Source organism: Corynebacterium kalidii, assembly GCF_022869005.1.
GTDB lineage: Bacteria > Actinomycetota > Actinomycetes > Mycobacteriales > Mycobacteriaceae > Corynebacterium > Corynebacterium kalidii.
The window spans coordinates 228,121-248,385 of the sequence record NZ_JALIEA010000011.1 but is presented as its reverse complement, the minus strand read 5'-3'; the positions used below and the strand labels follow the sequence as shown (position 1 = coordinate 248,385).

General features: G+C 70.6%; 17 protein-coding genes. 10 read left to right on the top strand and 7 right to left on the bottom strand.

The window, feature by feature from the left end:
* Window positions 1–80 precede the first annotated feature (80 nt).
* Window positions 81–1,067, top strand: a complete 987-nt coding sequence (locus MUN33_RS04285) for a MinD/ParA family ATP-binding protein (protein ID WP_244803670.1) — start codon at window positions 81–83, stop codon at window positions 1,065–1,067.
* Between the two features lie 8 nt (window positions 1,068–1,075).
* On the opposite strand, the gene MUN33_RS04280 is transcribed toward MUN33_RS04285, so the two are convergent.
* Entirely contained in the window at window positions 1,076–4,261 is a 3,186-nt protein-coding gene (locus MUN33_RS04280; protein ID WP_244803669.1) for an error-prone DNA polymerase, read from the bottom strand.
* A gap of 134 nt (window positions 4,262–4,395) precedes the next feature.
* On the opposite strand from MUN33_RS04280, the gene MUN33_RS04275 reads away from it, so the two are divergent.
* The 4 genes from MUN33_RS04275 (at window position 4,396) to MUN33_RS04260 (ending at window position 7,770) form a co-directional block, all read left to right on the top strand.
* Window positions 4,396–5,295 carry a MetQ/NlpA family ABC transporter substrate-binding protein gene (locus MUN33_RS04275; protein WP_244803668.1) on the top strand — a complete coding sequence of 300 codons (900 nt, stop codon included), beginning with the start codon at window positions 4,396–4,398 and terminating at the stop codon, window positions 5,293–5,295.
* Window positions 5,288–6,331, top strand: a complete 1,044-nt coding sequence (locus tag MUN33_RS04270) for a methionine ABC transporter ATP-binding protein (protein WP_244803667.1) — start codon at window positions 5,288–5,290, stop codon at window positions 6,329–6,331. The genes MUN33_RS04275 and MUN33_RS04270 overlap by 8 nt, the downstream gene beginning before the upstream one ends.
* Entirely contained in the window at window positions 6,328–7,020 is a 693-nt protein-coding gene (locus MUN33_RS04265; protein ID WP_244803666.1) for a methionine ABC transporter permease, read from the top strand. Before MUN33_RS04270 ends, MUN33_RS04265 begins: the two co-directional genes overlap by 4 nt.
* 75 nt (window positions 7,021–7,095) lie before the next feature.
* Window positions 7,096–7,770, top strand: coding sequence for an AMIN-like domain-containing (lipo)protein (locus MUN33_RS04260; protein ID WP_244803665.1), 675 nt, complete (start codon window positions 7,096–7,098; stop codon window positions 7,768–7,770).
* On the opposite strand, the gene MUN33_RS04255 is transcribed toward MUN33_RS04260, so the two are convergent.
* Genes MUN33_RS04255 through imuA' form a run of 3 tightly spaced genes read right to left on the bottom strand, consistent with a single transcriptional unit; the run spans window position 7,754 to window position 11,457 of the window.
* The gene (locus MUN33_RS04255; protein WP_244803664.1) at window positions 7,754–9,001 is read right to left on the bottom strand and encodes a sucrase ferredoxin; all 1,248 of its coding nucleotides are present in this window, start codon (window positions 8,999–9,001) and stop codon (window positions 7,754–7,756) included. The two genes, MUN33_RS04260 and MUN33_RS04255, sit on opposite strands and share 17 nt — an antisense overlap.
* Window positions 9,002–9,028: 27 nt before the next feature.
* The gene (locus MUN33_RS04250; protein WP_369414918.1) at window positions 9,029–10,684 is read right to left on the bottom strand and encodes a Y-family DNA polymerase; all 1,656 of its coding nucleotides are present in this window, start codon (window positions 10,682–10,684) and stop codon (window positions 9,029–9,031) included.
* Window positions 10,681–11,457 carry a DnaE2-dependent mutagenesis accessory factor ImuA' gene (gene imuA', locus MUN33_RS04245; RefSeq protein ID WP_244803663.1) on the bottom strand — a complete coding sequence of 259 codons (777 nt, stop codon included), beginning with the start codon at window positions 11,455–11,457 and terminating at the stop codon, window positions 10,681–10,683. Before imuA' ends, MUN33_RS04250 begins: the two co-directional genes overlap by 4 nt.
* Window positions 11,458–11,639: 182 nt before the next feature.
* Here imuA' and MUN33_RS04240 point away from each other — a divergent pair, with 182 nt between their 5' ends.
* Window positions 11,640–12,095, top strand: a complete 456-nt coding sequence (locus tag MUN33_RS04240; protein WP_244803662.1) for a hypothetical protein — start codon at window positions 11,640–11,642, stop codon at window positions 12,093–12,095.
* Between the two features lie 125 nt (window positions 12,096–12,220).
* Here the strand turns inward: MUN33_RS04240 and guaA are convergent, their stop codons facing one another.
* On the bottom strand, window positions 12,221–13,846 hold the full coding sequence (guaA, locus tag MUN33_RS04235; protein WP_448259352.1) for a glutamine-hydrolyzing GMP synthase: 1,626 nt from the start codon (window positions 13,844–13,846) through the stop codon (window positions 12,221–12,223).
* 164 nt (window positions 13,847–14,010) lie between these two features.
* Between guaA and MUN33_RS04230 the strand changes: the two genes are divergently transcribed.
* From MUN33_RS04230 to MUN33_RS04220, 3 genes are all read left to right on the top strand, one after another.
* Window positions 14,011–15,276 carry a Na/Pi symporter gene (locus tag MUN33_RS04230; RefSeq protein WP_244803661.1) on the top strand — a complete coding sequence of 422 codons (1,266 nt, stop codon included), beginning with the start codon at window positions 14,011–14,013 and terminating at the stop codon, window positions 15,274–15,276.
* Window positions 15,273–15,596 (top strand): hypothetical protein, encoded by a 324-nt coding sequence (locus MUN33_RS04225; RefSeq protein WP_244803660.1) that lies wholly within the window; start codon window positions 15,273–15,275, stop codon window positions 15,594–15,596. Before MUN33_RS04230 ends, MUN33_RS04225 begins: the two co-directional genes overlap by 4 nt.
* Window positions 15,597–15,719: 123 nt before the next feature.
* Window positions 15,720–16,820 (top strand): putative endonuclease domain-containing protein, encoded by a 1,101-nt coding sequence (locus MUN33_RS04220; protein ID WP_244803659.1) that lies wholly within the window; start codon window positions 15,720–15,722, stop codon window positions 16,818–16,820.
* A gap of 136 nt (window positions 16,821–16,956) precedes the next feature.
* Here MUN33_RS04220 and MUN33_RS04215 read toward each other — a convergent pair whose 3' ends face one another.
* Both MUN33_RS04215 and guaB read right to left on the bottom strand, forming a co-directional pair.
* Window positions 16,957–18,108, bottom strand: coding sequence for a GuaB3 family IMP dehydrogenase-related protein (locus MUN33_RS04215; RefSeq protein ID WP_244803658.1), 1,152 nt, complete (start codon window positions 18,106–18,108; stop codon window positions 16,957–16,959).
* 7 nt (window positions 18,109–18,115) lie between these two features.
* A complete protein-coding gene (guaB, locus tag MUN33_RS04210; RefSeq protein ID WP_244803657.1) occupies window positions 18,116–19,645 on the bottom strand; it encodes an IMP dehydrogenase in 1,530 nt (509 codons plus the stop codon).
* A gap of 175 nt (window positions 19,646–19,820) precedes the next feature.
* Between guaB and MUN33_RS04205 the strand changes: the two genes are divergently transcribed.
* A complete protein-coding gene (locus tag MUN33_RS04205) occupies window positions 19,821–20,234 on the top strand; it encodes a DUF5319 domain-containing protein (protein ID WP_244803656.1) in 414 nt (137 codons plus the stop codon).
* Window positions 20,235–20,265 lie beyond the last annotated feature (31 nt).

Genomic DNA, 20,265 nt, shown 5'->3' with positions numbered 1-20,265 from the left:
GGCCACCGGCACCGGCTACCCTCGTCACCGGGGGCCGGGACAACACGGGACCGGAACACGATCCAAGGGGGAATTCACCGATGACCGTACCTGCACACACCACCGGTCCGGACACCACGCTGGACGCGTCGGCGATGGTCGGCGCCGTGGCGGCCGCTCCACCGTCCGGGTGGCGCCGCCTGGTCCACCGCCTCTCCGGAGGCCGGGTGAACCCGGGGGAATCGACAGGCCAGAGCGAGGAACGTGCCGTCCAGGAGCGCATCCTCACCCCGCTCCGCGGCGACTACCGGATAGCGGTCCTCAGCCTCAAGGGCGGTGTGGGCAAGACGACGACCACCGTCACGCTCGGCGGCATGTTCGCCTCACAACGCGGTGACCGGGTCATCGCCGTGGACGCCAACCCCGACCTCGGGACGTTGGCCGACCGTGTGGTGGACCAGGCCGCCGACCCGTCCGACCCGCTCCACGCCACCCCGACGGTCCGGGACCTCCTGGAGCTCCCCGACGCCTCGCGGTACCCGCAGGTCAGGTCCTGCACCAGCCAGGCCGCCAGCCGACTGGAGGTGATCGGTTCGGACCGCGACCCGGCGGTCTCGGAGGCGTTCAGCGAGTCCGACTACCGGCGGGCGGTGGATGTGCTGCAGCACCACTACAACATCATCCTCACCGACTGCGGGACGGGCCTGATGCACAGCGCGATGACCGGGGTCCTGGACCTCGCGCACATGCTCGTCCTCGTCACGTCCCCGGCGTTGGACGGGGCGAGGTCAGCGGAGGCCACACTGGACTGGCTCGACCACCATGGTCACGGTGACCTGGTGGCCAATGCCGTCGTCGTGGTCTCCGGGGCGCACCCGGGGCAGGCGGCTGTCGATCCTGACGTCCTGACCTCGCATTTCGCTGCCCGGACGCGGGCTGTCCGGGGGATCCCCTTCGACCGTCACCTGTCGGAGGGTGGTGTGGTGGACCTGGACCGGCTCACCCCGGCGACGTTCCGCGCCTACCGCGAGCTCGCCGCGACGGTGGCGGAGGACTTCGGCAGCTGGCACCGGCACGCCGCGGTGTGACCGGACCGTCACCGGAAGTCACGGGAGGGGGATGCCAGGACATCCGCCATCTCCAGGGGTTCGAATGCGTCGGCGGCGACGGTCACCGCCCCACCGGCGTTCTGGACGATACCCCGGACCATGAGCATGCGTGAGGTGGTCGCCACCTTGCGTCGTGCCCGCCACAGCCCCGGGGACACCATCACGTTGACCAGTCCGGTCTCGTCCTCCATCCCGAGGAACGTCACCCCGCCGGCCGTCATCGGGCGTTGACGGTGGGTCACCACCCCGGCGACGAGGACGCGCCTCCCGTCCTCCACCGACAGCAGCTGCGACGCCGGCACCACCGGGAAGTTCCCCGGCCAGGTGTCCAGCCGGGCGCGCAGCAGCCGGACCGGGTGCCCGTCCGGGGTGACGCCGGTCGACGAGACGTCCGCCGCGGCCAGTTCGAAGGCGCTCATTCCCGGTAGCGCGGGTGTCGGGACCGTGGACGTCCCGGGCAGCATCCCGGCGCGCTCGGTGGCCGCGGTGCCCGCCGCCCACAGCGCCTGCCGCCGGCTCAGGCCCAGACTGCCGCACGCTCCCGCACGGGCCAGGGCGGACACCTCGTCCACGGCGAGGCCGGCCTCCCGCGACAGGTCGGCGACCTCGGTGAAGTCCGACCCGCGCTCGGTCCGTGCGGCCACGAGCCGTTCCGCCGCGGCCTTCCCGAGGCCCTTCACCGACCCCAGGCCCAACCGGATCTCGCCCTCTTCCACGGTGGCCTCGACCAGGGAGGCGTTGACGTCCACCGGCCGGACACCGACACCGTGCCGACGGGCGTCGGCGACCAGCGACTGCGGCGAGTAGAACCCCATCGGCTGGGAGCGCAGCAGGCCCACGCAGAACTCGGCCGGGTAGTGGTACTTGAACCACGCGGAGTAGTACACCAGGGAGGCGAAGGACTGGGCGTGCGACTCCGGGAAGCCGTAGGACGCGAAGGCGACGATCTTGCGCCAGAGCCTCTCCGCCGCGTCCCTGCCGATCCCGTGCAGGTCGCAGCATCCGTCGATGAAGCGCCCGTGCATCCGCTCCATCTTCTCCGGGGAGCGTTTCGACCCCATGGAGCGACGCAGGTTGTCGGCCTCGGCGGGGGTGAAGCCGGCGACGGCGACGGCCATCTGCATCAGCTGCTCCTGGAACAGCGGGATGCCGTAGGTGCGTCCCAGCACGGGTTCCAGGACGTGCCGGAGTTCGGGCGGGTCGTACGACACCTCCTCCACCCCGTTGCGGCGGCGGATGTAGGGGTGCACCGACCCGCCCTGGATCGGCCCGGGACGGATCAGCGCGACCTCGACCACCAGGTCGTACAGCTCCCGTGGTTTCAGCCGGGGCAGGGTGGTGAGCTGGGCACGGGACTCCACCTGGAAGACGCCCACGGCGTCGGCGCGGGCGAGCATGGCGAAGACGTCCGGGTCGGTGGGCTGGAGCGTCCACAGCTCGACATGCTCGCCCGTGCTCTCCTCGACGAGGTCGACGATGTGGTGGAGCGCCTCGAGCATGCCGAGGCCGAGGAGGTCGAACTTCACCAGTCCGACGGCCTCGCAGTCGTCCTTGTCCCACTGGAGGACCGACCGGTCCTCCATACGTGCCCACTCGGTGGGGACGACGTCGGCGATCGCCCGGTCGCAGATGACCATCCCGCCGGAGTGGATCCCCAGGTGACGGGGCTGGCCTTTCAGGGACGACGCCAGGTCCCGCACCGGTCCGGGCGGTTCCTCCAGGCCGCGCGACCAGGCGTCGACGCGTCCCGGGTCGTGGCCCAGCGCCCGGGCGGCGTCGCGTACGGCTCCTTTGGTGCGGTAGGTGATGACGTTGGCGACCTGGGCGGCGTTGTCGCGACCGTACCTGTCGTAGACGTGCTGGATGACCTCCTCGCGCCGTCCGGACTCGATGTCGAGGTCGATGTCCGGCGGCCCGTCGCGCTCCGGGGAGAGGAATCGTTCGAAGAGCAGTTCCCCACGGACGGCGTCGACGTTGGTGATGCCGAGGGCGAAGCAGACCGCGGAGTTCGCCGCCGACCCCCGTCCCTGGCAGTAGATGTCGTTGTCGTGGCAGAAGGTGACGATCTCGTTGACGATGAGGAAGTAGCCGGGGAAACCCAGTGACCCGATGATCCCCAGTTCATGGTCGATGACCTCCCAGGCTTTCGGGAACACGTCCCTGGAGCCGTAGCGTTTCTCCGCCCCCGCCGTCGTCAGGGCGCGTAGCCAGCTCATCTCGGTGTGCCCCTCCCCGACCGGGAAGTGCGGCAGTTGCGGGGCGACGAGGTCGAGGGTGAAGGCGCACTCCCCGGCGACGCGGGCACTGGTGGCGACGGCCTCCGCGAGCCAGTCGCAGTCGCCGGCGAGCGCCACCATGTCGTCACCGGAGTGCAGCCACGGGCCACCCAACGGGTGCGTGCGCGGCATGGCGGCCTGGACGTCCTCCCTGTCGTGCAGCGCCGCCTTCGCCCCGGCGAGATGCGCCTGCGCGGGGGTCGCACAGGTCGCCGCGGTGGAGACGATCTCGACCAGCCCGTACTCCAGGGCGAGCCCGTGCAGGCCGGCGTTCCGGTCGACGTCCGCCGGGTTCATCGTCTGCCCCAGTTCCACCAGGCAGGTGTCGGACCCGAAGGCCTCGACGATCTCCGCCGCCCGGGGCAGATGGTGGTGGTCGACCAGGACGTACCAGCTCCCGCCGGCGGACTCCGCGAGTTCCCGCAGGGGCGGGTAGTCCGCGGCGTCCTTGTCCCGACGCGCCATGCGTGCCCCGGTGATGACGTGCGAGAGCCGCCGGTACCCCTCCTGCCCGCGGCAGAGGACGGTCAGGGGTGCCGTCCCGGGACCGAAGACGGAGAGTTCCGCGCCGAATACCGTGGCCAGGCCCACCTCCGCGGCGGCGGTGGCCAACCGCGCCGCGCCGTAGAGGCCGTCCCGGTCGACCACGGCGAGGGCGGTGAGCCCCAGGTCCACCGCCGCCGCCACGTACTCCCCGGGGTCGCTGGCGCCACGCAGGAAGTTGTAGGAGCCGGCGGCATGGAGCTCCGCGAACGGGACCGTCGGGCGGGTACCCGGCACCGCACGTCCGGCGCCTTCGCCGGTGCGCTCGCCGACGATCCGGAGCGGCCCGACGTCCACACCGGAGAGGATCCGTTCCATGCGTGACCAGCTGAGCGCCCGACCGTTACTGAACATACGTTCGATACTAGCGCACCGGCCGGACACGTCCCGCCCCGGAAGGCAACTAGACAGAGCGGTCCATCCTGCGGTACTACTACTAGCATTGCGCGAAACCCGCTACCCCCCTTTGACGTCCCCAGGAGGACCCCTTGATCACGCGTCTGAAGAAAGCCGCCGTCATCGGCGCCGTCGCCACCCTCTCCGCCGCAGGCCTGACCGCCTGCATGAGCGACGGCGGCGACGGAGACAGCGACACCATCCGCATCGGCTCCACCGAGGCGGACAAGAGCCAGTGGCAGGTCTTCCAGGAGAAGGCCGAGGAGGAGGGCCTCGACGTCGACGTCGTGTCCTTCACCGACTACAGCATGCCCAACAAGGCCCTCGCCGAGGGGGAACTAGACGTCAACCAGTTCCAGCACATCCAGTTCCTCGCCGAGGAGAACGTCAAGGCGGACTACGGCCTGGTCCCCTTCGGCGCTTCCCAGACCTTCCCGATGGGCGTCTACGCCAAGAACTACTCCAGCGTGGAGGAGATCGCCGAGGCCGGTGACGTCGTCATCCCCAACGACACCACCAACCAGGGCCGTGCCATCAAGGTGCTCGCCGCCGCCGGCCTGGTCACCCTCCGTGACGACGACCTGCTCACCCCGACCCCCGCCGACATCGTCGCCGAGGAGTCCGACGTCACCGTCACCCCGGTCGACGCCTCCCAGACCGCCGTGGCCTACAACGACGGCCAGGCCTCCGTGATCAACAACAACTTCCTGGCCGCCGCAGACGTCGACGCCAACGACGCCGTCTTCAAGGACAACCCGGACGACCCCTCCTCCCAGCCCTACATCAACGTGTGGGTGACCACCGAGGAGAACAAGGACGACGAGGACTACCGCAAGCTCGTCGAAATCTGGCACTCCGACGAGGTCCAGGAGGCCGTCGCCAACGACACCGCCGGCACCGCCGTCAGTGCGGAGAACTCCCCCGAGGAGCTCCGGGACATCCTCGCCGACACCGAGCAGAAGATCCGTGAGCAGGGCGGCGCGGATGAGTAGCGGAGCCACCGGCACCGCCGTCGAGTTCCGCAACGTCGGGAAGGTCTTCTCCCAGGGGAAGAAGTCGGTCACCGCACTGGAGGACGTGTCGATCACCGTCCCGCCCGGCTCCATCGTGGGCATCATCGGCTACTCCGGTGCCGGCAAGTCCACCCTGGTCCGCCAGATCAACGGGCTGGACAAGCCCACCAGCGGCCAGGTCCTGCTCGACGGGCAGGACATCGTCCCGCTCAGCGAGCGGGAACTGCGCGGGATCCGCCGCAACATCGGCATGATCTTCCAGCAGTTCAACCTGCTGTCCTCCCGCACCGTCGCCGGCAACATCGCCTACCCGCTGAAACTGCAGGGCATGGACAAGGCCGCGCGCGAGGCACGGGTCAAGGAACTGCTCGACTTCGTCGGCCTGTCCGAGAAGGGCCGCTCCTACCCCGAGCAGCTCTCCGGTGGCCAGAAGCAGCGTGTGGGCATCGCCCGGGCACTGGCGACGAACCCGTCGCTGCTGCTCGCCGACGAGGCCACCTCCGCGCTGGACCCCACCACCACCCGCGAGGTGCTGGAACTGCTCCGCAAGGTCAACGAGGAGCTCGGCATCACCATCGTGGTGATCACCCACGAGATGGAGGTCGTGCGCACCATCGGCGACCGGGTGGTCGTCATGGAGAACGGCCGGGTCGTCGAACAGGGCAGCGTCTACGAGGTCTTCTCGCAGCCGCAGACCGACACCGCGGCGAACTTCGTCGCCACCTCCCTGCGCAACACCCCCGACATGGTCGAGGCCGATGCGCTGCAGGACCACACCGGACGCCTGTTCACCGTGACCATGAAGGAGGGCGCGGGGTTCTTCCACGCCGTCTCCGAGGCCGAACGTGCCGGCGTGAGCGTGAACATCGTCCACGGCGGGGTGACCACCCTGCAGAGCCACTCGTTCGGGCGGCTCACCGTGCGCATGACAGCCACCACCCCTGAGGGCGAGGACGCCGTCGAGTCGTTCTACCGCACCCTGTCCACCACGACCGAGATCGAGGAGATCCGATGAGCACCACAGACACCCTCCTCCTCGCGAAGGACACCAACTGGGAGTTCCTGACCCCCATCTACCAGGACGCCATCGTCGAGACGCTCTACATGGCGGTCTGGGGCCTGATCATCGGCGGTCTCGCCGGCCTGGTCGTCGGTGTGCTGCTCTACACCACCCGCGGTGGTGGGGTGCTGGCCAACCGTCCGGTGTTCTGGGTCCTCAACGTCCTGGTCAACGTGGTCCGCCCGATCCCGTTCATCATCCTGATCACCGCCCTCGGGCCGCTGACGAATGTCGTGGTCGGCTCGATCCTGGGCATCAACGCCGCCACCTTCGCGATCATCGTCGCCGCGACCTTCGGCGCCGCACGCATCGTCGAGCAGAACCTGGTCTCCATCGACCCCGGGGTCATCGAGGCCGCCCGGGCGATGGGCGCCGGACCGCTGCGGATCATCTTCACCGTGATCATCCCCGAGGCCCTCGGGCCGTTGATCCTGGGTGCGACGTTCATGTTCATCGCCATCGTCGACATGTCTGCGATGGCCGGCTACATCGGCGCCGGCGGACTCGGTGACTTCGCCATCCAGTACGGTTACCGCGCCTTCGACAGCAACGTCACCTACGTCGCGCTGATCACCATCATCGTGATCGTCCAGGCTGCACAGCTGTTCGGCAACTGGCTGGCACGGAAGATCATGCGCCGGTAACAATACGGTCACAATACGGGCCCCCGCGTCCGATAGCGGTGTTTTTCACCGGGACGCCGGGTAGTCTCTGAGCCCGTGAACACAACCGCAGACACCCGCCGGACCAGACGCCACGCCGTGGTCGGCGCCACCCTGGCCGCCGGGTGTCTCTGTGTGTCGGTGACCGCCTGCGCCTCCTCCGGCCAGTCCCCCCGGGACGAGAGGGTCACGGCCGTCAGTGCCTCCACCGGCTCCACCACCGCCCAGGCCGCTGAGTTCGACGCCCCGGGCGCCGAGCTCAGCTCCCCCGTCCCCCGCGCGTCGAGCGAGGCCGGCCCCCTGGTCGGCTCACAGCCGCTCGACGTCCTCCCCGAGGACGGGACCCGGATGGGCGTCACCGAGATCCGCACGACCTCCCACGAGGGTGTCGACCGGATCGTCGTCGAACTCGACGGCACCGGGGCGCCGGGCTGGCACGTCTCCACCGACATCTCCCCCACCGCCGCGGGGTCGGGCCTGCCGATCGGCTACGGGGGCGACACCGCCCTGCTGATCGACGTCCGTGGGGTGGTGCAGCCCACCGTCTCCCCCAGCGGCCCGTCCCCGGTGCACGACGCCGCGGGCGGGATCCTCCGCTCCGTGGGGGTCCAGGGCGCCTTCGAGGGCGTGCAGCGCATCGTCGTCGGGCTGGGCGACGGTGCCCCGAACTACCGGGTGAGCCTGCTGGACTCGCCCACCCGCATCGTCGTGGACGTCACCCGGCCGGAGTGACCTCCGCCCGGACGTCGACCGCGACCCAGGACCTGCCCTCCTTGGGGCGGTCCCCGCAGGACGACACCACCGGGTGACAGGGCTGCGACTCCAGCGTCACGGCCCAGGACTCCCCGCCCCGATACACCCGGAGCACCGGGGGCGCGCCCTTCCCGTCCTTCCGGTGTTTCCGGTCCTTCTTCCGGCCCAGGCCGTGGGCGGCCGCCGCGTCCTTCACCGCACGCTCGTAGTCCCGTACCGGCTGGAAGTACCCGGAGCGGTACAGCTCCTTGAGCTCGGGGTAACGCCCGGTGGCCTTCATCTCGATCCGCTCGGTGATCAGTTCGCCCGCCCGCCGGCGGAGCTCCGGGTCCACCGCCCGGGAGAATGCGGCGTAGACGTCTTGCCCGGCGTCCTGCCCGGCGTCGTCTGCGGAAGGTCGGGCGGGCGGCTGGGCAGGCTGGGCACGCTGTGCCACCTCCTCACCGACGGTCAGCTCCCCCGGCGACACGGGGCACCCCTGTGACTCCAGCAGCGCCGCCACCGCGAGCTCGGCCACCTGGCCACGGGCGTCGAAGATCCCCCTCCCCCGGTTGCCGGCCACCGGCAGACGGCCGTCCGCGACGGCCTCCATCATCGCCGTGGCACCGGGGACGTCGAGGGAACCGAAGGAGTAGTTGTACGGCAGCAGGATCATCGACGGGGCGAACCGGTGCCCCTTGGTGTGCGAGGATTCCCAGACCTGCTCACCGGAGGGCCCGCCGTGCCGCTCTGCCAGGGCGGCCGCCAGGGGACGTCCCTTCAGGGCACAGCACTGGTCGCGCTTCCCGTGGGTGCACACCAGCAGCAGGGGGTGGTCCACCCGGGTGGCACCGGGCACGGCACCCGGCGTCGACAGGTCCACCTCCGGCAGGCCGCGCACCCCGTCGGGCAGTTCCAGCCGTTCCAGCGTCGGCGGTGTCGCCCCGGCGTCGGCGATGAAGGCGACGACGGCGCCGTCCTGCCCTGCACCGGTCTGGCCGGCACGCCCGGGACGGCGGATGAACTGCAGTTGGGCACGGTACTTCTTCAGCCACCGTTTCACCTGCCCGGCGAGGTCCTTGCCCAGGGCCTCCCCGTCGAGGATGTCCTTGCCCCACCCCTGCGGGTACGCGACCGCGACGATCAGGCGCCCCGTCTTCGCTGTTCCGGGCAGGGGCTCCCGGGTGATGTCGGAGCAGAGCCCCGACCTGGGGTTCCATGTGGTGGGCATGACACCGATCCTAGTACGTCGGACGCGTCAGTAGGTCGCCTCGATCCGCCACGAGCGGCCCCGGCACACCAGCAGGAACGCCGCCGGCCCGTCCGTGGCGACCTGGAGCCTGGCGTAGCGACGCGCCGCACCGCTCTGCGACCACCACATCTCGTCGACCGGCCAGGGGCCCGCCCACCCCGTGAGACGGTGGACCGCCCCACCCCACCGCAACGCCACCGGCGGAGCGCTCATCATCCCACGGCCGGTGACCCACACCTGCCCACCTGCGGCGTCGAGGAGCTGGACGGAGGCGGCGGGGTGCCGCGGCCCCGGTGGCCGGGGCCGGTCCCCCGTGGTGTCCGGCGCCCCGACGAGGGCCGGCAACGGTGCGGGGAGTTCCCCGTCCCAGGCCCGGGTGGACAGGGCGTCCACCTCCTCAGGGTCCTGCTCACCGTAGGGCACCGCCGCCACCCGGCCCGCCACGGCCCGGCCACCACAGTGCACCGGACGCAGCACCCCGCGGGTGCCGATCAGCGCCTGGGCGCGGGCCGCCGCGGCGCGCGCCGCACGGATCCCCACGTCCGGCCCGCCCCACAGGGCGTCGGCGACCTCACCGGCGGGCACGCACTCCACCGGAGCCAGGTCGATCGCGCTGATACCCCCGACACCGTCCGGTGACTCCGGAGACTCCGGTGACCCCGGGAGTGTGGCACGCACGCGCGTGAGCCACCCGTCCAGCTGCCAACGCACCCGCTGTGCGGTGTCCTCCTCCGTCAACGGCTCCCGGCAGCGCCACAGGCGTTCCACCGTCGTCGGCCCGTCGTACCCCGCCGGTGGGTCCAGGTGGGCGCGCACCGCCAGCCGCAGGCAGACCTGCCCCTTCTCCACCAGCGCCGCATGCAGCCGCACGGCCGCCTGGCGGGCCAGGAACGCCGCCGTCCCGGTGTCGGCGACCAGCTCCTCCGGCTCGACCCGCACCTCCAGCGGGATGACGGTACGTTCCGGGGACACCGGGCGTTCCGGTTCACCGCAGGCGATCCGGTGCCACCGCACCCCCTCCTGACCGAACCGGCCGGCGACGTCCGCGACCGGGAGCGCGGTGAAATCCGCCAGTGTGCGGATCCCCAGCTGCGACAGGACCGACACCATGTCCCGTGGCACACCCAACGACCCTTCGGCGACCAGCACCTGCAACGGCAGGCCCGCCAGGTAGTCCCGCGACCCGCCCGCAGGAACCTGCCGTCCGTCCCTCGCCGCCCACACCGCGGTCACGACCTCGTCGGCGACACCGGCCAGACAGTCGGCACCCACCCGAGCCGCGGCGTCCACCAGCAGCTCCACCGCCGTCGCCTCGTCCCCGTAGTACCGCACCAGGGAGGACGCGGAGAAGGCGAGCAGCCCCGGCCGCAACGTCTCCACCCCGGCGGCGACGGATTCCAGGGCGAGGAGCACCTCCTCGTGCGCCTCCGCCTCCGCAGCCTCCTCGACCTCACCGACCTGCAGGGACGGACAGGTCCCCACCGCGTGCCTCTCCTTCATCCCCTGACGCACCCCGGCCCGGCGTGCCGCCGCATTCACAGCATGCACCCGGTGGTTGTCCACCACCGCCGCCGGGGCGAGCAGATCCCATCCCCGGCGCAGGGCCACGGTGTACACCGGCCAGTCGGGGAACCAGAGAACCACCACACGCCGCACGCTCACAGCGCCGTCTCCTGCACGGCCCGGGCAGTGCCTGCCGTGCTTGCCGCACCGGTGCAGTCCCCTGCCCCCACGGTGCCCCGGAACGTCTGCGGCGGCTGCCCCTGGCCCCACGCCTGACCGACCACCGACACACCACGGACCCTGCCGGAGCCGACACCGAGACCGGTGACCCCCGCGGTCCGCCACGACAGGTGGAGACGGGCCCCCGGCCAGGACCGGACACCGGAGCAGACGAGCAGGGCACACCGGCCCCTGCGCAGACGGGCCTCCACCGGCCTGGCCGACGACGGCGCCACCGCGGCCGGCGGTGCGTACAGCACCATGTCCAGCCCCTCTGCCAGGGTCCCCACGACCGCGGCAGCATGCGGCATCGGATCCGGGACGAGGACCAGCCGCTCCAGTTCCCCACCACCGGCCGCGACCGCCGCCAGTGCCAGCCGCGGATAGCCGACCACCGCCGCGCACCCGCCACCCGCCGTCAGGGTGGCCAACAGGTCCACGAGGGCGGCGGGGCAGTCGTCCGCCGCGGTCACCGCACCACGGGGAAGACCACCGGTGACGAGGGACCCCGACAGCCACCCCGGCACCGGGACCACCCCGTCCGTCCGGTCCCGGCCGTCCCCGCCCGGAGCACTTCCGCCCCGGGGAGCCCCGCCCTCCACCCGGCCACCGGTGGCGGGCACACGGCCGTCCCCGATCGTCGCGATCCTGCTCCGGAGCTCGGCGACGACCGCACCACGGTCTCGTACACCCGTTCCCTGAACCTGCGCCACAATCCTCACCTCCGCCATCGCTCTCCGGGAGGTCACCATCCCGACCACCGCAACAATAGGGAACGGGCCGGACCTCCGGTGCCGGCCGACCACAATGATTAGAACACCCGTTCTATAGTCGACCAGAGTATCCCTCCCTCGGGTGACCGTCAAACACCGTGGTCCTACTACGATGGACCCCCATGGCACGCAGCACGAACCACCCCGTCCCCTCCAGCGACGACCCCGTCAACCCCACCCCGGCCACGCCACGCCCCCTGCGTGCCGGCGTCGCGGTACTCATCGGCGCCGGCGTGGGCGCCCTGGCGACACCGTTGCCCACCGGGGTCCGCGTGGTCCTGATGCTGGTCTTCCTCGCCGCGGGCCTGCTCTCGCTCTTCAGCCACCCGTACCGCCGGGACGTCCGCGCCGCCGTCGAGGCCCGCGGGGACCGCTACACCACCCGCGTCAAGCAGGTGGTCCCCCTGTTCCCGCTCTGGCTCGCACTGATGCTCGTCCCCGCCTTCGAGTTCGACAACTGGGCCGTCGCCGTCATCGTGTGGGCCGTCGCCGGGGGGTACGCCTGGCAGGTCGTCCCCCGTCTCGACGGCACCCGCGAGCTCGAGGACATCGCCGCCGCCGAGGCACGCGCCGCCTGAGGCACCCGGAGGCACCCGGAGGCACCCGGAGGCACCCGGAGGCACCTGGAGCCGCCCTGGGAAACACAGAACCCCCGCCGTCCCGGACACACTGTCCGGACACGGCGGGGGTGTCCTGTGTCAGGTCACTCCCACTCGATGGTTCCCGGGGGCTTGCTCGTGACGTCGAGCACCACCCGGTTGACCTCCGCGACCTCGTTGGTGATCCGCGTCGAGATCCGCTCCAGGGTCTCGTAGGGCACCCGGGTCCAGTCCGCCGTCATGGCGTCCTCACTGGTCACCGGACGCAGGACGACGGGGTGACCGTAGGTCCGCCCGTCGCCCTGCACACCCACCGACCGCACGTCGGCGAGCAGGACGACCGGGCACTGCCAGATCGTGTTGTCCAGACCCGCGGCGGTGAGCTCGGCACGCGCGATGGCGTCCGCGGCGCGCAGCGTCTCGAGACGGTCCTGGGTGACCTCACCGATGATGCGGATACCCAGACCCGGCCCGGGGAACGGCTGACGGCCGACGATGATCTCCGGCAGCCCCAGCTCACGGCCCACGGCACGGACCTCGTCCTTGAACAGCAGACGCAGCGGCTCGACCAGGGTGAACTCCACGTCGTCCGGCAGCCCGCCGACGTTGTGGTGGCTCTTGATGTTGGCCGTGCCCGTTCCCCCGCCGGACTCCACCACGTCGGGGTACAGGGTGCCCTGGACCAGGAAGTCCACCGAGGAGCCCTCCGGCGCGTCCTCCAGCACACCGGCGACGGCGCGCTCGAAGGAACGGATGAACTCCGCACCGATCGCCTTGCGCTTGGCCTCCGGGTCGGTGAGCCCGGACAGCTTGTCCAGGAACGCCGCACGCTCGTCCAGGGTGACCAGCTTCGCGCCCGTCGCAGCGACGAAGTCTTGCTCGACCTGCTCGCGCTCCCCCGCACGCAGCAGTCCGTGGTCGACGAAGACACAGGTCAGCCGGTCGCCGATGGCCCGCTGCACGATCGCGGCGGCCACCGCGGAGTCCACGCCACCCGACAGCCCGCAGATGGCACGTCCCTCAGGGCCGACCTGCTCACGCACAGCCTCGACGAGCTGCTCGGCGATGTTGCCGGCGGTCCACGTGGGCTCCAGACCGGCGACGTCGTACAGGAACCGGGTCAGCACCTCCTGGCCGTGCGGGGAGTGCTGGACCTCCGGGTGGTACTGCACACCCGCCATCCGCTTGTCCAGGCACTCGAAGGCGGCCACCGGGGCACCGTCGGAGTGCGCGGTGACGGCGAACCCCTCCGGGGCCTCGCTCACCGCGTCGCCGTGGCTCATCCACGCCTGGTGCGCGGACTCGAAACCGGCGTGCAGGGAACCGCCGTCGACCTCGATCTCGGTACGGCCGTACTCACGGTCGCCGGTGTGGGCGACCGTGCCGCCGAGGGCGTGGGTCATCGCCTGGAAGCCGTAGCAGATACCGAAGACCGGCACACCGAGCTCCAGCAGTTCCTTCTGCAGCACCGGGGCACCGTCGGCGTAGACGGAGGACGGACCGCCGGAGAGGATCAGGGCCGCCGGGTTCTTCGCCGCCACCTCCTCGACGGGCATGGAGTGGGGGATGACCTCGGAGTACAGCCGCGCCTCACGCACACGACGTGCGATGAGCTGCGCGTACTGGGCACCGAAGTCGACGACCAGCACCGGACGTGGGCCGGACTGGGACTCGGGACTGGGACTGCCGGTGGATGTTCCGGACTGCTGCTGTTGTGTCACGACGCTCATTCTACCGAACCACCCGCCGACCGCGACCGCCGGTGCGGACAACCGTCGGCCGAAGAGTTCACCCCCCGTTCACCTACGGACTTCGCGGACCGGGGTGAACACCATACACTCACTGGGTAACGTCCCACCCCACGACACGTCGTCGACCACGAATGGAGTCCCACGTGCCGGCAGAGGTCACCGACCGCTCACCAGCCACCACCGTCGCCACCACCGACACAACGACCGGGAAAGGCACCACCCCACCAGGAACGGGGGAACCGCCCCGCAGCCCCCTCACCCGGCTCGGACTCCACGGACGCCCCCTCGACTGGGCGAACTGGTTCTGCGTCGTCCTGGGGATCTACCTCCTGATCACCGCGGTGTCCGTGGTCGGCGGAGGATTCAAGGCGGCCACCGGCGGGCAGGCCGAGGAACTCTTCGCCTTCGCCTCCAACCCCCTCGTCGCCCTGATGATCGGCCTGCTGGCCACGGCACTGATCCAGTCGTCCAGCACCGTGACCGCCATCATCGTCGGACTGTGCGCCGGCGGGCTGCCCATGGAGACCGCGATCCCCATGCTCATCGGCGCCAACGTCGGGACCACGGTGACCAGCACACTGGTGAGCCTCGGCATGGTCCGCGACCGCGAGTCCTTCCGCCGTGCCTTCGCCGCCGCCTCCGTCCACGACTGCTACAACCTGCTCGCCGTGGTGATCTTCCTCCCCCTGGAGCTGGCGTTCGGCCTCCTCGAGAAGAGCTCGACCTGGCTGTCCACCCGCATGGCGGGCAGCGACGGCGGGATCCTCGCCACCGTCTTCGGCGGTGTCGGCGACGCCGTCACCGGTGTGACTGACCCGCTGGGTGACGCCGTCACCTCGGCCTTCTCCGGAGTGCCCGGCCCCTGGGACGGGATCATCCTGATCCTCCTGGGCATCGCGATGATCCTCGCGGTCATCAACGTCATCGGCAGACTGCTCAAGGTCGTGATGGTCGGACGGGCGAAGCAGGTCCTGCACACCGCCATCGGACGTGGCCCTGTCTCAGGCATCGCCTCCGGGACCCTGATCACCGTGATGGTCCAGTCCTCCTCCACGACCACCTCGTTGATCGTCCCGCTGGCGGGATCCGGGACCTTCTCCCTCCGGCAGGTCTACCCCTTCACCCTCGGTGCGAACGTCGGGACCACACTCACCGCACTGATCGCCGCCTTCGCGTTCACCGGCCCGGAGGCCCAGTTCGCCCTGCAGGCGGCACTCGTCCACGTGCTGTACAACGTCTTCGCCCTGCTCGTGATCTACGGGCTGCCGTTCCTGCGGTGGATCCCGCTCGCCGGGGCGTCCACGCTGGCCCGGCTCGGCGCCCGGAACAAGCTGTACGTGGCCGGATGGGTCATCGGGGTGTTCCTCGTCCTGCCCGCCGCCCTCATCCTCCTGACGGTGCTGTTGTGACCGTGCCTGGCCCGGCTGAGCCGTCTGACCCGGCGGAAGGGCAGCTCGAACGCATCCTCGTCGACGCCGAGGACGCCCTCCGTGCCCTGCGCGAGGAACTCGCCGAACACCGTCGGTCACGTGAACAACACGACGCCGTCGACCAACTCCCCCACCTCATCAACGCCTCGACCGAGAAGTGGGCCAACACCCGCCTGTTCCTCGAGGAACTCCTGGAGGAACTCCGGGCGAACCGTCAGGGCGGGGACCTGCCGTCCCGGAGCCCCCGCGCCGCCGACTCCCCTCGACATCCACAGGACCCTGGCAGAGACGACGGCTGAACGGCAGAGGCACCGGTCGGATTCCACCCCTGATCCGACCGGCGCCTCTGCCATCCCACCGTCCGCTCTGCCACCTGTGGACAACTCCCCGCAGTGCGCCACCACTGTGCTTAACTATTGCCCATGGGGGACGACACCGTGACGGGGGACGTCACGCACGCACATGCACGACTGCTGCCACTGGTACCCGGCTCAGAACCGAGCGACTGGTACCGCGCACACGTCGTCCGCCGGGCCCGCGACGGCTCCCCACCACTGCCCCGGCACCGCCCGATGACCACCGCGGAACTCGACGCGGCCGGAGTGACCCGGGCCCAGCGCCGAGACCACTACCTGCGTGTCGACGTCGGGGTGTACGTGCCACTCACCGCCCTCGACACCGGCTCCGTGTCCCGTCAGACTCCGGCCGCCACACTCGTGCGTGCACACCACCTCCGGTACCCGGCCCATCTGGCCACGGGCTTCGCCGCCGGGGCGGTACTCGGAATGTGCTACCTCGTCGACGACGCCCCTCTCGAGTTCCTCGTCACCCGTGGCGCGGGATGCGCCAACCCCGCCCCGCACCTCCTGCTGACCCGGACGCGCCGGCATGACCGGCTCATCCGCACCGCCGACCACCCGGACCCCGCGTTCCCCACCCTGGCCTGCACCACCGCCGGACACACCCTCGGCACCATGATCCGCATGCTCCACAGCCCGTCCCCCGCGCTGGACGCGGCATGGCGTGTCCCTGACCTGCAGCACATCCAGCCACAGCTGAGCCCCGCCTTCATCCGGTCCGTCCAGGCCAGCGACTGTCTCCACCAGGCACTCCGGAGCACCCGGCCCGGCTCCGTGACGAACCTCGTCCGCACCGGGACCGTGGATGCCCCGACAGCCGCGGCTGTCCTCGGTGCGACGGACCCCGGAGCCGAGTCATCACCGGAGACCGTGCTACGCCTCGCGGTGTCGGACCTGGCCCCCGGGTTGCGGAGTCAGGTTCCGGTGTGGCGCGACAACGGCAGTCTCCTCACCGCCGCCGACCTCGGCTGGCCGGGCCGCGGGGTCCACCTCTTCTACGACGGGGAGCACCATCTGCGGCGTACCCAGCGTGACCACGACTCCGAGGTGCTCGCCCGCCTCCAGCAGGACGGGGGCCGGGTGCTGCGGGTGACCGCGGGGAACCTCCGGGACGCCGACTCCGTCGAGGCCCTGCGCGGTCGGGTCCGCGACGCTCTCGGCTAGGTGGCAGAGACGACGGCTGAACGGCAGAGGCACCGGTCGGATCCGGGGTGGAATCCGACCGGTGCCTCTGCCATCCCACCGTCCGCTCTGCCGTACGGCCCAGCAGGACGGTCCGCCGGAGAAACGACCGTCACCGTCAGCGCACGGCGAGCGGGACCCTCTGGAAGCTCTTCAGGTCGGTGTAGCCGCACTTGGCCATGGACCGCCGCAGCCCACCGACGAGGTTCTCTTCGCCGTAGGGGTTGTCGGTCGGCCCGAACAGCAGCTTCTCCAGGGGCAGCGTCTCGCGGGAGCCGAAGGTCCCGTACACCGCCTCCGCCTCACCGCGGGGCAGGCCCGGGTGTGCCGCGACGGACGGCCAGAAGTGGCCCTTCCCACCGGAGCAGTCCGCCATCGCCAGCGGTACACCCAGCGACACGGCGTCCGCACCGCAGGCAATGGCCTTGGCGATGTCACCGGAGACCTCCAGGTGGGAGTCGGCGATGACGTGGACGTACCGGCCACCGGTCTCGTCCAGGTAGTCCAGCCGGGCCGCGGCCGCGTCGGCGACGGCGGTGGCCATCGGGACGTCGATCCCCAGGGCCTGACTGTTCGTCGTGGTCCCCGACCCGACGATCACACCGGCGGCACCGGTACGCATCAGGTGCATCGCCGTGGTGTAGTCCACCACGCCACCGGCGATGACCGGGACGTCCACCGAACCGATGAACTCCTTGAGGTTCAACGGCTCGCCGTTGGAGTACACGTGCTCGGCGGACACCAGGGTCCCCTGGATCACCAGCAGGTCGATCCCCGACTTCACCAGTGCCGGGGCGAAGTCACGGGCGTTCTGCGGGGACACCCGCACGCCGAAGGTCACGCCGGAGTCCCGGACCTCCGCCAGCCGCTCCGCCAGCAGTCCGTGGTCCACCGGTGCGGCGTGCAGCTCCTGCAGGACACGCTGTGCGGCGTTGTCCGGGGCGGGCAGGCCGAGCGGGTCGGAGTCGCCGGCGGCCGCGCGGACCTGCGCCAGGGCGCCGTCCAGGTCGCGGTGGCGTCCCCACAGCCCTTCGGCGTTGATGACGGGCAGACCACCGAGGCGGCCGAACTCCACGGCGAACTCCGGGGTCACCACGGCGTCCGACGGGTGCGCCATGAAGGGGATGTCGAAACGGTAGGCGTCGATGCGCCACGTGGTGTCGACGTCATGGGACGACCGCGTACGCCGTGACGGGACGATGTTGATCTGGTCGAATCCGACGACACGGCGCGCCGTCCGCCCCATCCCGATGTTCACCTGTTCCTGCATGGTCTTCCTATCGCTGGTAGTAGTTCGGGGCTTCGACCGTCATCTGGATGTCGTGCGGGTGCGACTCGCGCAGCCCGGCACCGGTGATCTGGACGAAGTGGGCGTCGTTGAGCTCCTCGATCGTCCGGGAGCCGGTGTAGCCCATGGCCGCGCGGAGCCCGCCGACCATCTGGTAGATGATGGTCTCCACGTCGCCGCGGAACGGGATCCGTCCTTCGATGCCCTCGGGGACCAGCTTCTCCTCGCTGGTGACGTCGGCCTGGAAGTAGCGGTCCTTCGAGTAGGAGCGCTGCTCACCGTGCAGGCCACGGCCCTTCATGGCCCCGAGCGAGCCCATACCACGGTACATCTTGTACTGCTTGCCGTTGATGACGGTGATCTCACCGGGTGCCTCGCTGGTACCGGCGAGCAGCGAGCCGAGCATCACCGAGGACGCGCCGGCGGCCAGCGCCTTGGCGATGTCGCCGGAGTACTGCATCCCGCCGTCGGCGATGATCGGGACGCCGGCCTTGCGTGCCGGGACCGCCGCCTCCAGGATCGCGGTGATCTGCGGTGCACCGACGCCGGCGACGACGCGGGTGGTGCAGATCGAGCCGGGGCCGATGCCGACCTTGATGGCGTCCGCCCCGGCCTCGATCATGGCCTCGGCGGCACCGCGGGTGGCCAGGTTCCCGCCGATGACGTCGACCCGGTCGCCGAACTCCTTCTTCACCCGGGCGACCATCTCCAGCACCCCGGTGTTGTGGGCGTGGGCGGTGTCGACCACCAGGGCGTCCACCCCGGCGTCGACCAGGGCACCGGCCCGACGCCAGGAGTCCTCGCCGGTACCGATCGAGGCGCCGGCGAGCAGCCGTCCGGAGGAGTCCTTGGCGGCGTTGGGGAACTTCTCCCGCTTGGCGAAGTCCTTGACCGTGATCAGACCCGTGAGCACGCCCTCGCCGTCGACGATGGGGAGCTTCTCGACCTTGTTCTCGCGCAGGAGGCGCAGCGCCGCGTCGGCGGAGACGCCCTTCTCCGCGACGACGAGCGGCATCGGGGTCATGACGTCGGCGACCTTCGCCGAGAAGTCCTCCTCGAAGCGCATGTCACGGTTGGTGCAGATGCCGACGAGCCGTCCGGCGGTGTCGACGACGGGGAGCCCGGAGATGCGGTAGCGTGCGCACATCTCGTCGACCTCGCCGATCGTCATCTCCGGCGAGCAGGTCACCGGGTCGGTGACCATGCCGGCTTCGCTGCGCTTGACGATCTCGACCTGTTCGGCCTGCTCCTCGATCGAGAGGTTGCGGTGCAGCACACCCATACCGCCCTGGCGTGCCATGCCGATGGCCATCCGTGCCTCGGTGACGGTGTCCATCGCCGCGGAGATCACCGGGGCGTTCAGGGTGATGTTCCGGGTCAGCCGGGTGGTCGTCACGACCTCGTTGGGGATGATGTCGGACGCCGCGGGCAGCAGGAGGACGTCGTCGAACGTCAGCCCGACCAGCTCCACCTTCCTCGGGTCGTCGCCACCAGTGGTCACAAGCTGGGCATCGGTCATGCCGGTCAGGCCTCCTGCATCCTTTACGCGTCCGTACCGGAATCAGCCGGAACTGTCGTCGTGTCTTCTAGGGGACAGGATAACCCGTCGCCGGCTGTTCGCCGACATCAGAACCCCCGGACCCGGCATACGACACACCGCGCTGTTCCCCTCGCCGTATACAGCGGGTACTCTCATGGGCGTGGACTTCGACGACTCTCTGATGCCCCCGGACCCTTTCGCCGATGATCCGGAGGATCCGGCGGCCCTGTTCGACCACGAGGTGGACGAGCCGCTGTCCGACGAGGAGCGCAGTGCCCTGCGCGAGGACCTGGCCAACGTCCGCCGTTTTCGCGAGCTGCTGGAACCCCGCGGGATCCTGGGTGTGGCGATGACCTGTGACGACTGCCAGGAGCTGCACTACTACGACTGGCCGATCCTGGTGTCGAACCTGTCGACCATGCTCAACGACGGCCCGGTGCCGGTCCACGAACCCGGTGCCGACCCGGACCCGGACTTCTACGTGCCCTGGGACTACTGTGCCGGCTACGCCGACGCGGCCGACTGGCTGAGCCGCGGCCCGCGGACCTTCCGCACCTGGGGCCGCTAGCACCCCCTGGCCGCCCGTCCCCTGCGACATC

Excerpts from the sequence above, each read along its gene's own strand:
- MUN33_RS04285 (WP_244803670.1), top strand. The coding sequence starts at position 81 with ATGACCGTACCTGCACACACCACCGGTCCGGACACCACGCTGGACGCG.
- MUN33_RS04280 (WP_244803669.1), bottom strand. The coding sequence starts at position 4,261 with ATGTTCAGTAACGGTCGGGCGCTCAGCTGGTCACGCATGGAACGGATC.
- MUN33_RS04270 (WP_244803667.1), top strand. The coding sequence starts at position 5,288 with ATGAGTAGCGGAGCCACCGGCACCGCCGTCGAGTTCCGCAACGTCGGG.
- MUN33_RS04265 (WP_244803666.1), top strand. The coding sequence starts at position 6,328 with ATGAGCACCACAGACACCCTCCTCCTCGCGAAGGACACCAACTGGGAG.
- MUN33_RS04255 (WP_244803664.1), bottom strand. The coding sequence starts at position 9,001 with ATGCCCACCACATGGAACCCCAGGTCGGGGCTCTGCTCCGACATCACC.
- MUN33_RS04240 (WP_244803662.1), top strand. The coding sequence starts at position 11,640 with ATGGCACGCAGCACGAACCACCCCGTCCCCTCCAGCGACGACCCCGTC.
- guaA (WP_448259352.1), bottom strand. The coding sequence starts at position 13,846 with ATGAGCGTCGTGACACAACAGCAGCAGTCCGGAACATCCACCGGCAGT.
- MUN33_RS04220 (WP_244803659.1), top strand. The coding sequence starts at position 15,720 with ATGGGGGACGACACCGTGACGGGGGACGTCACGCACGCACATGCACGA.
- MUN33_RS04215 (WP_244803658.1), bottom strand. The coding sequence starts at position 18,108 with ATGCAGGAACAGGTGAACATCGGGATGGGGCGGACGGCGCGCCGTGTC.
- guaB (WP_244803657.1), bottom strand. The coding sequence starts at position 19,645 with ATGACCGATGCCCAGCTTGTGACCACTGGTGGCGACGACCCGAGGAAG.
- MUN33_RS04205 (WP_244803656.1), top strand. The coding sequence starts at position 19,821 with ATGGGCGTGGACTTCGACGACTCTCTGATGCCCCCGGACCCTTTCGCC.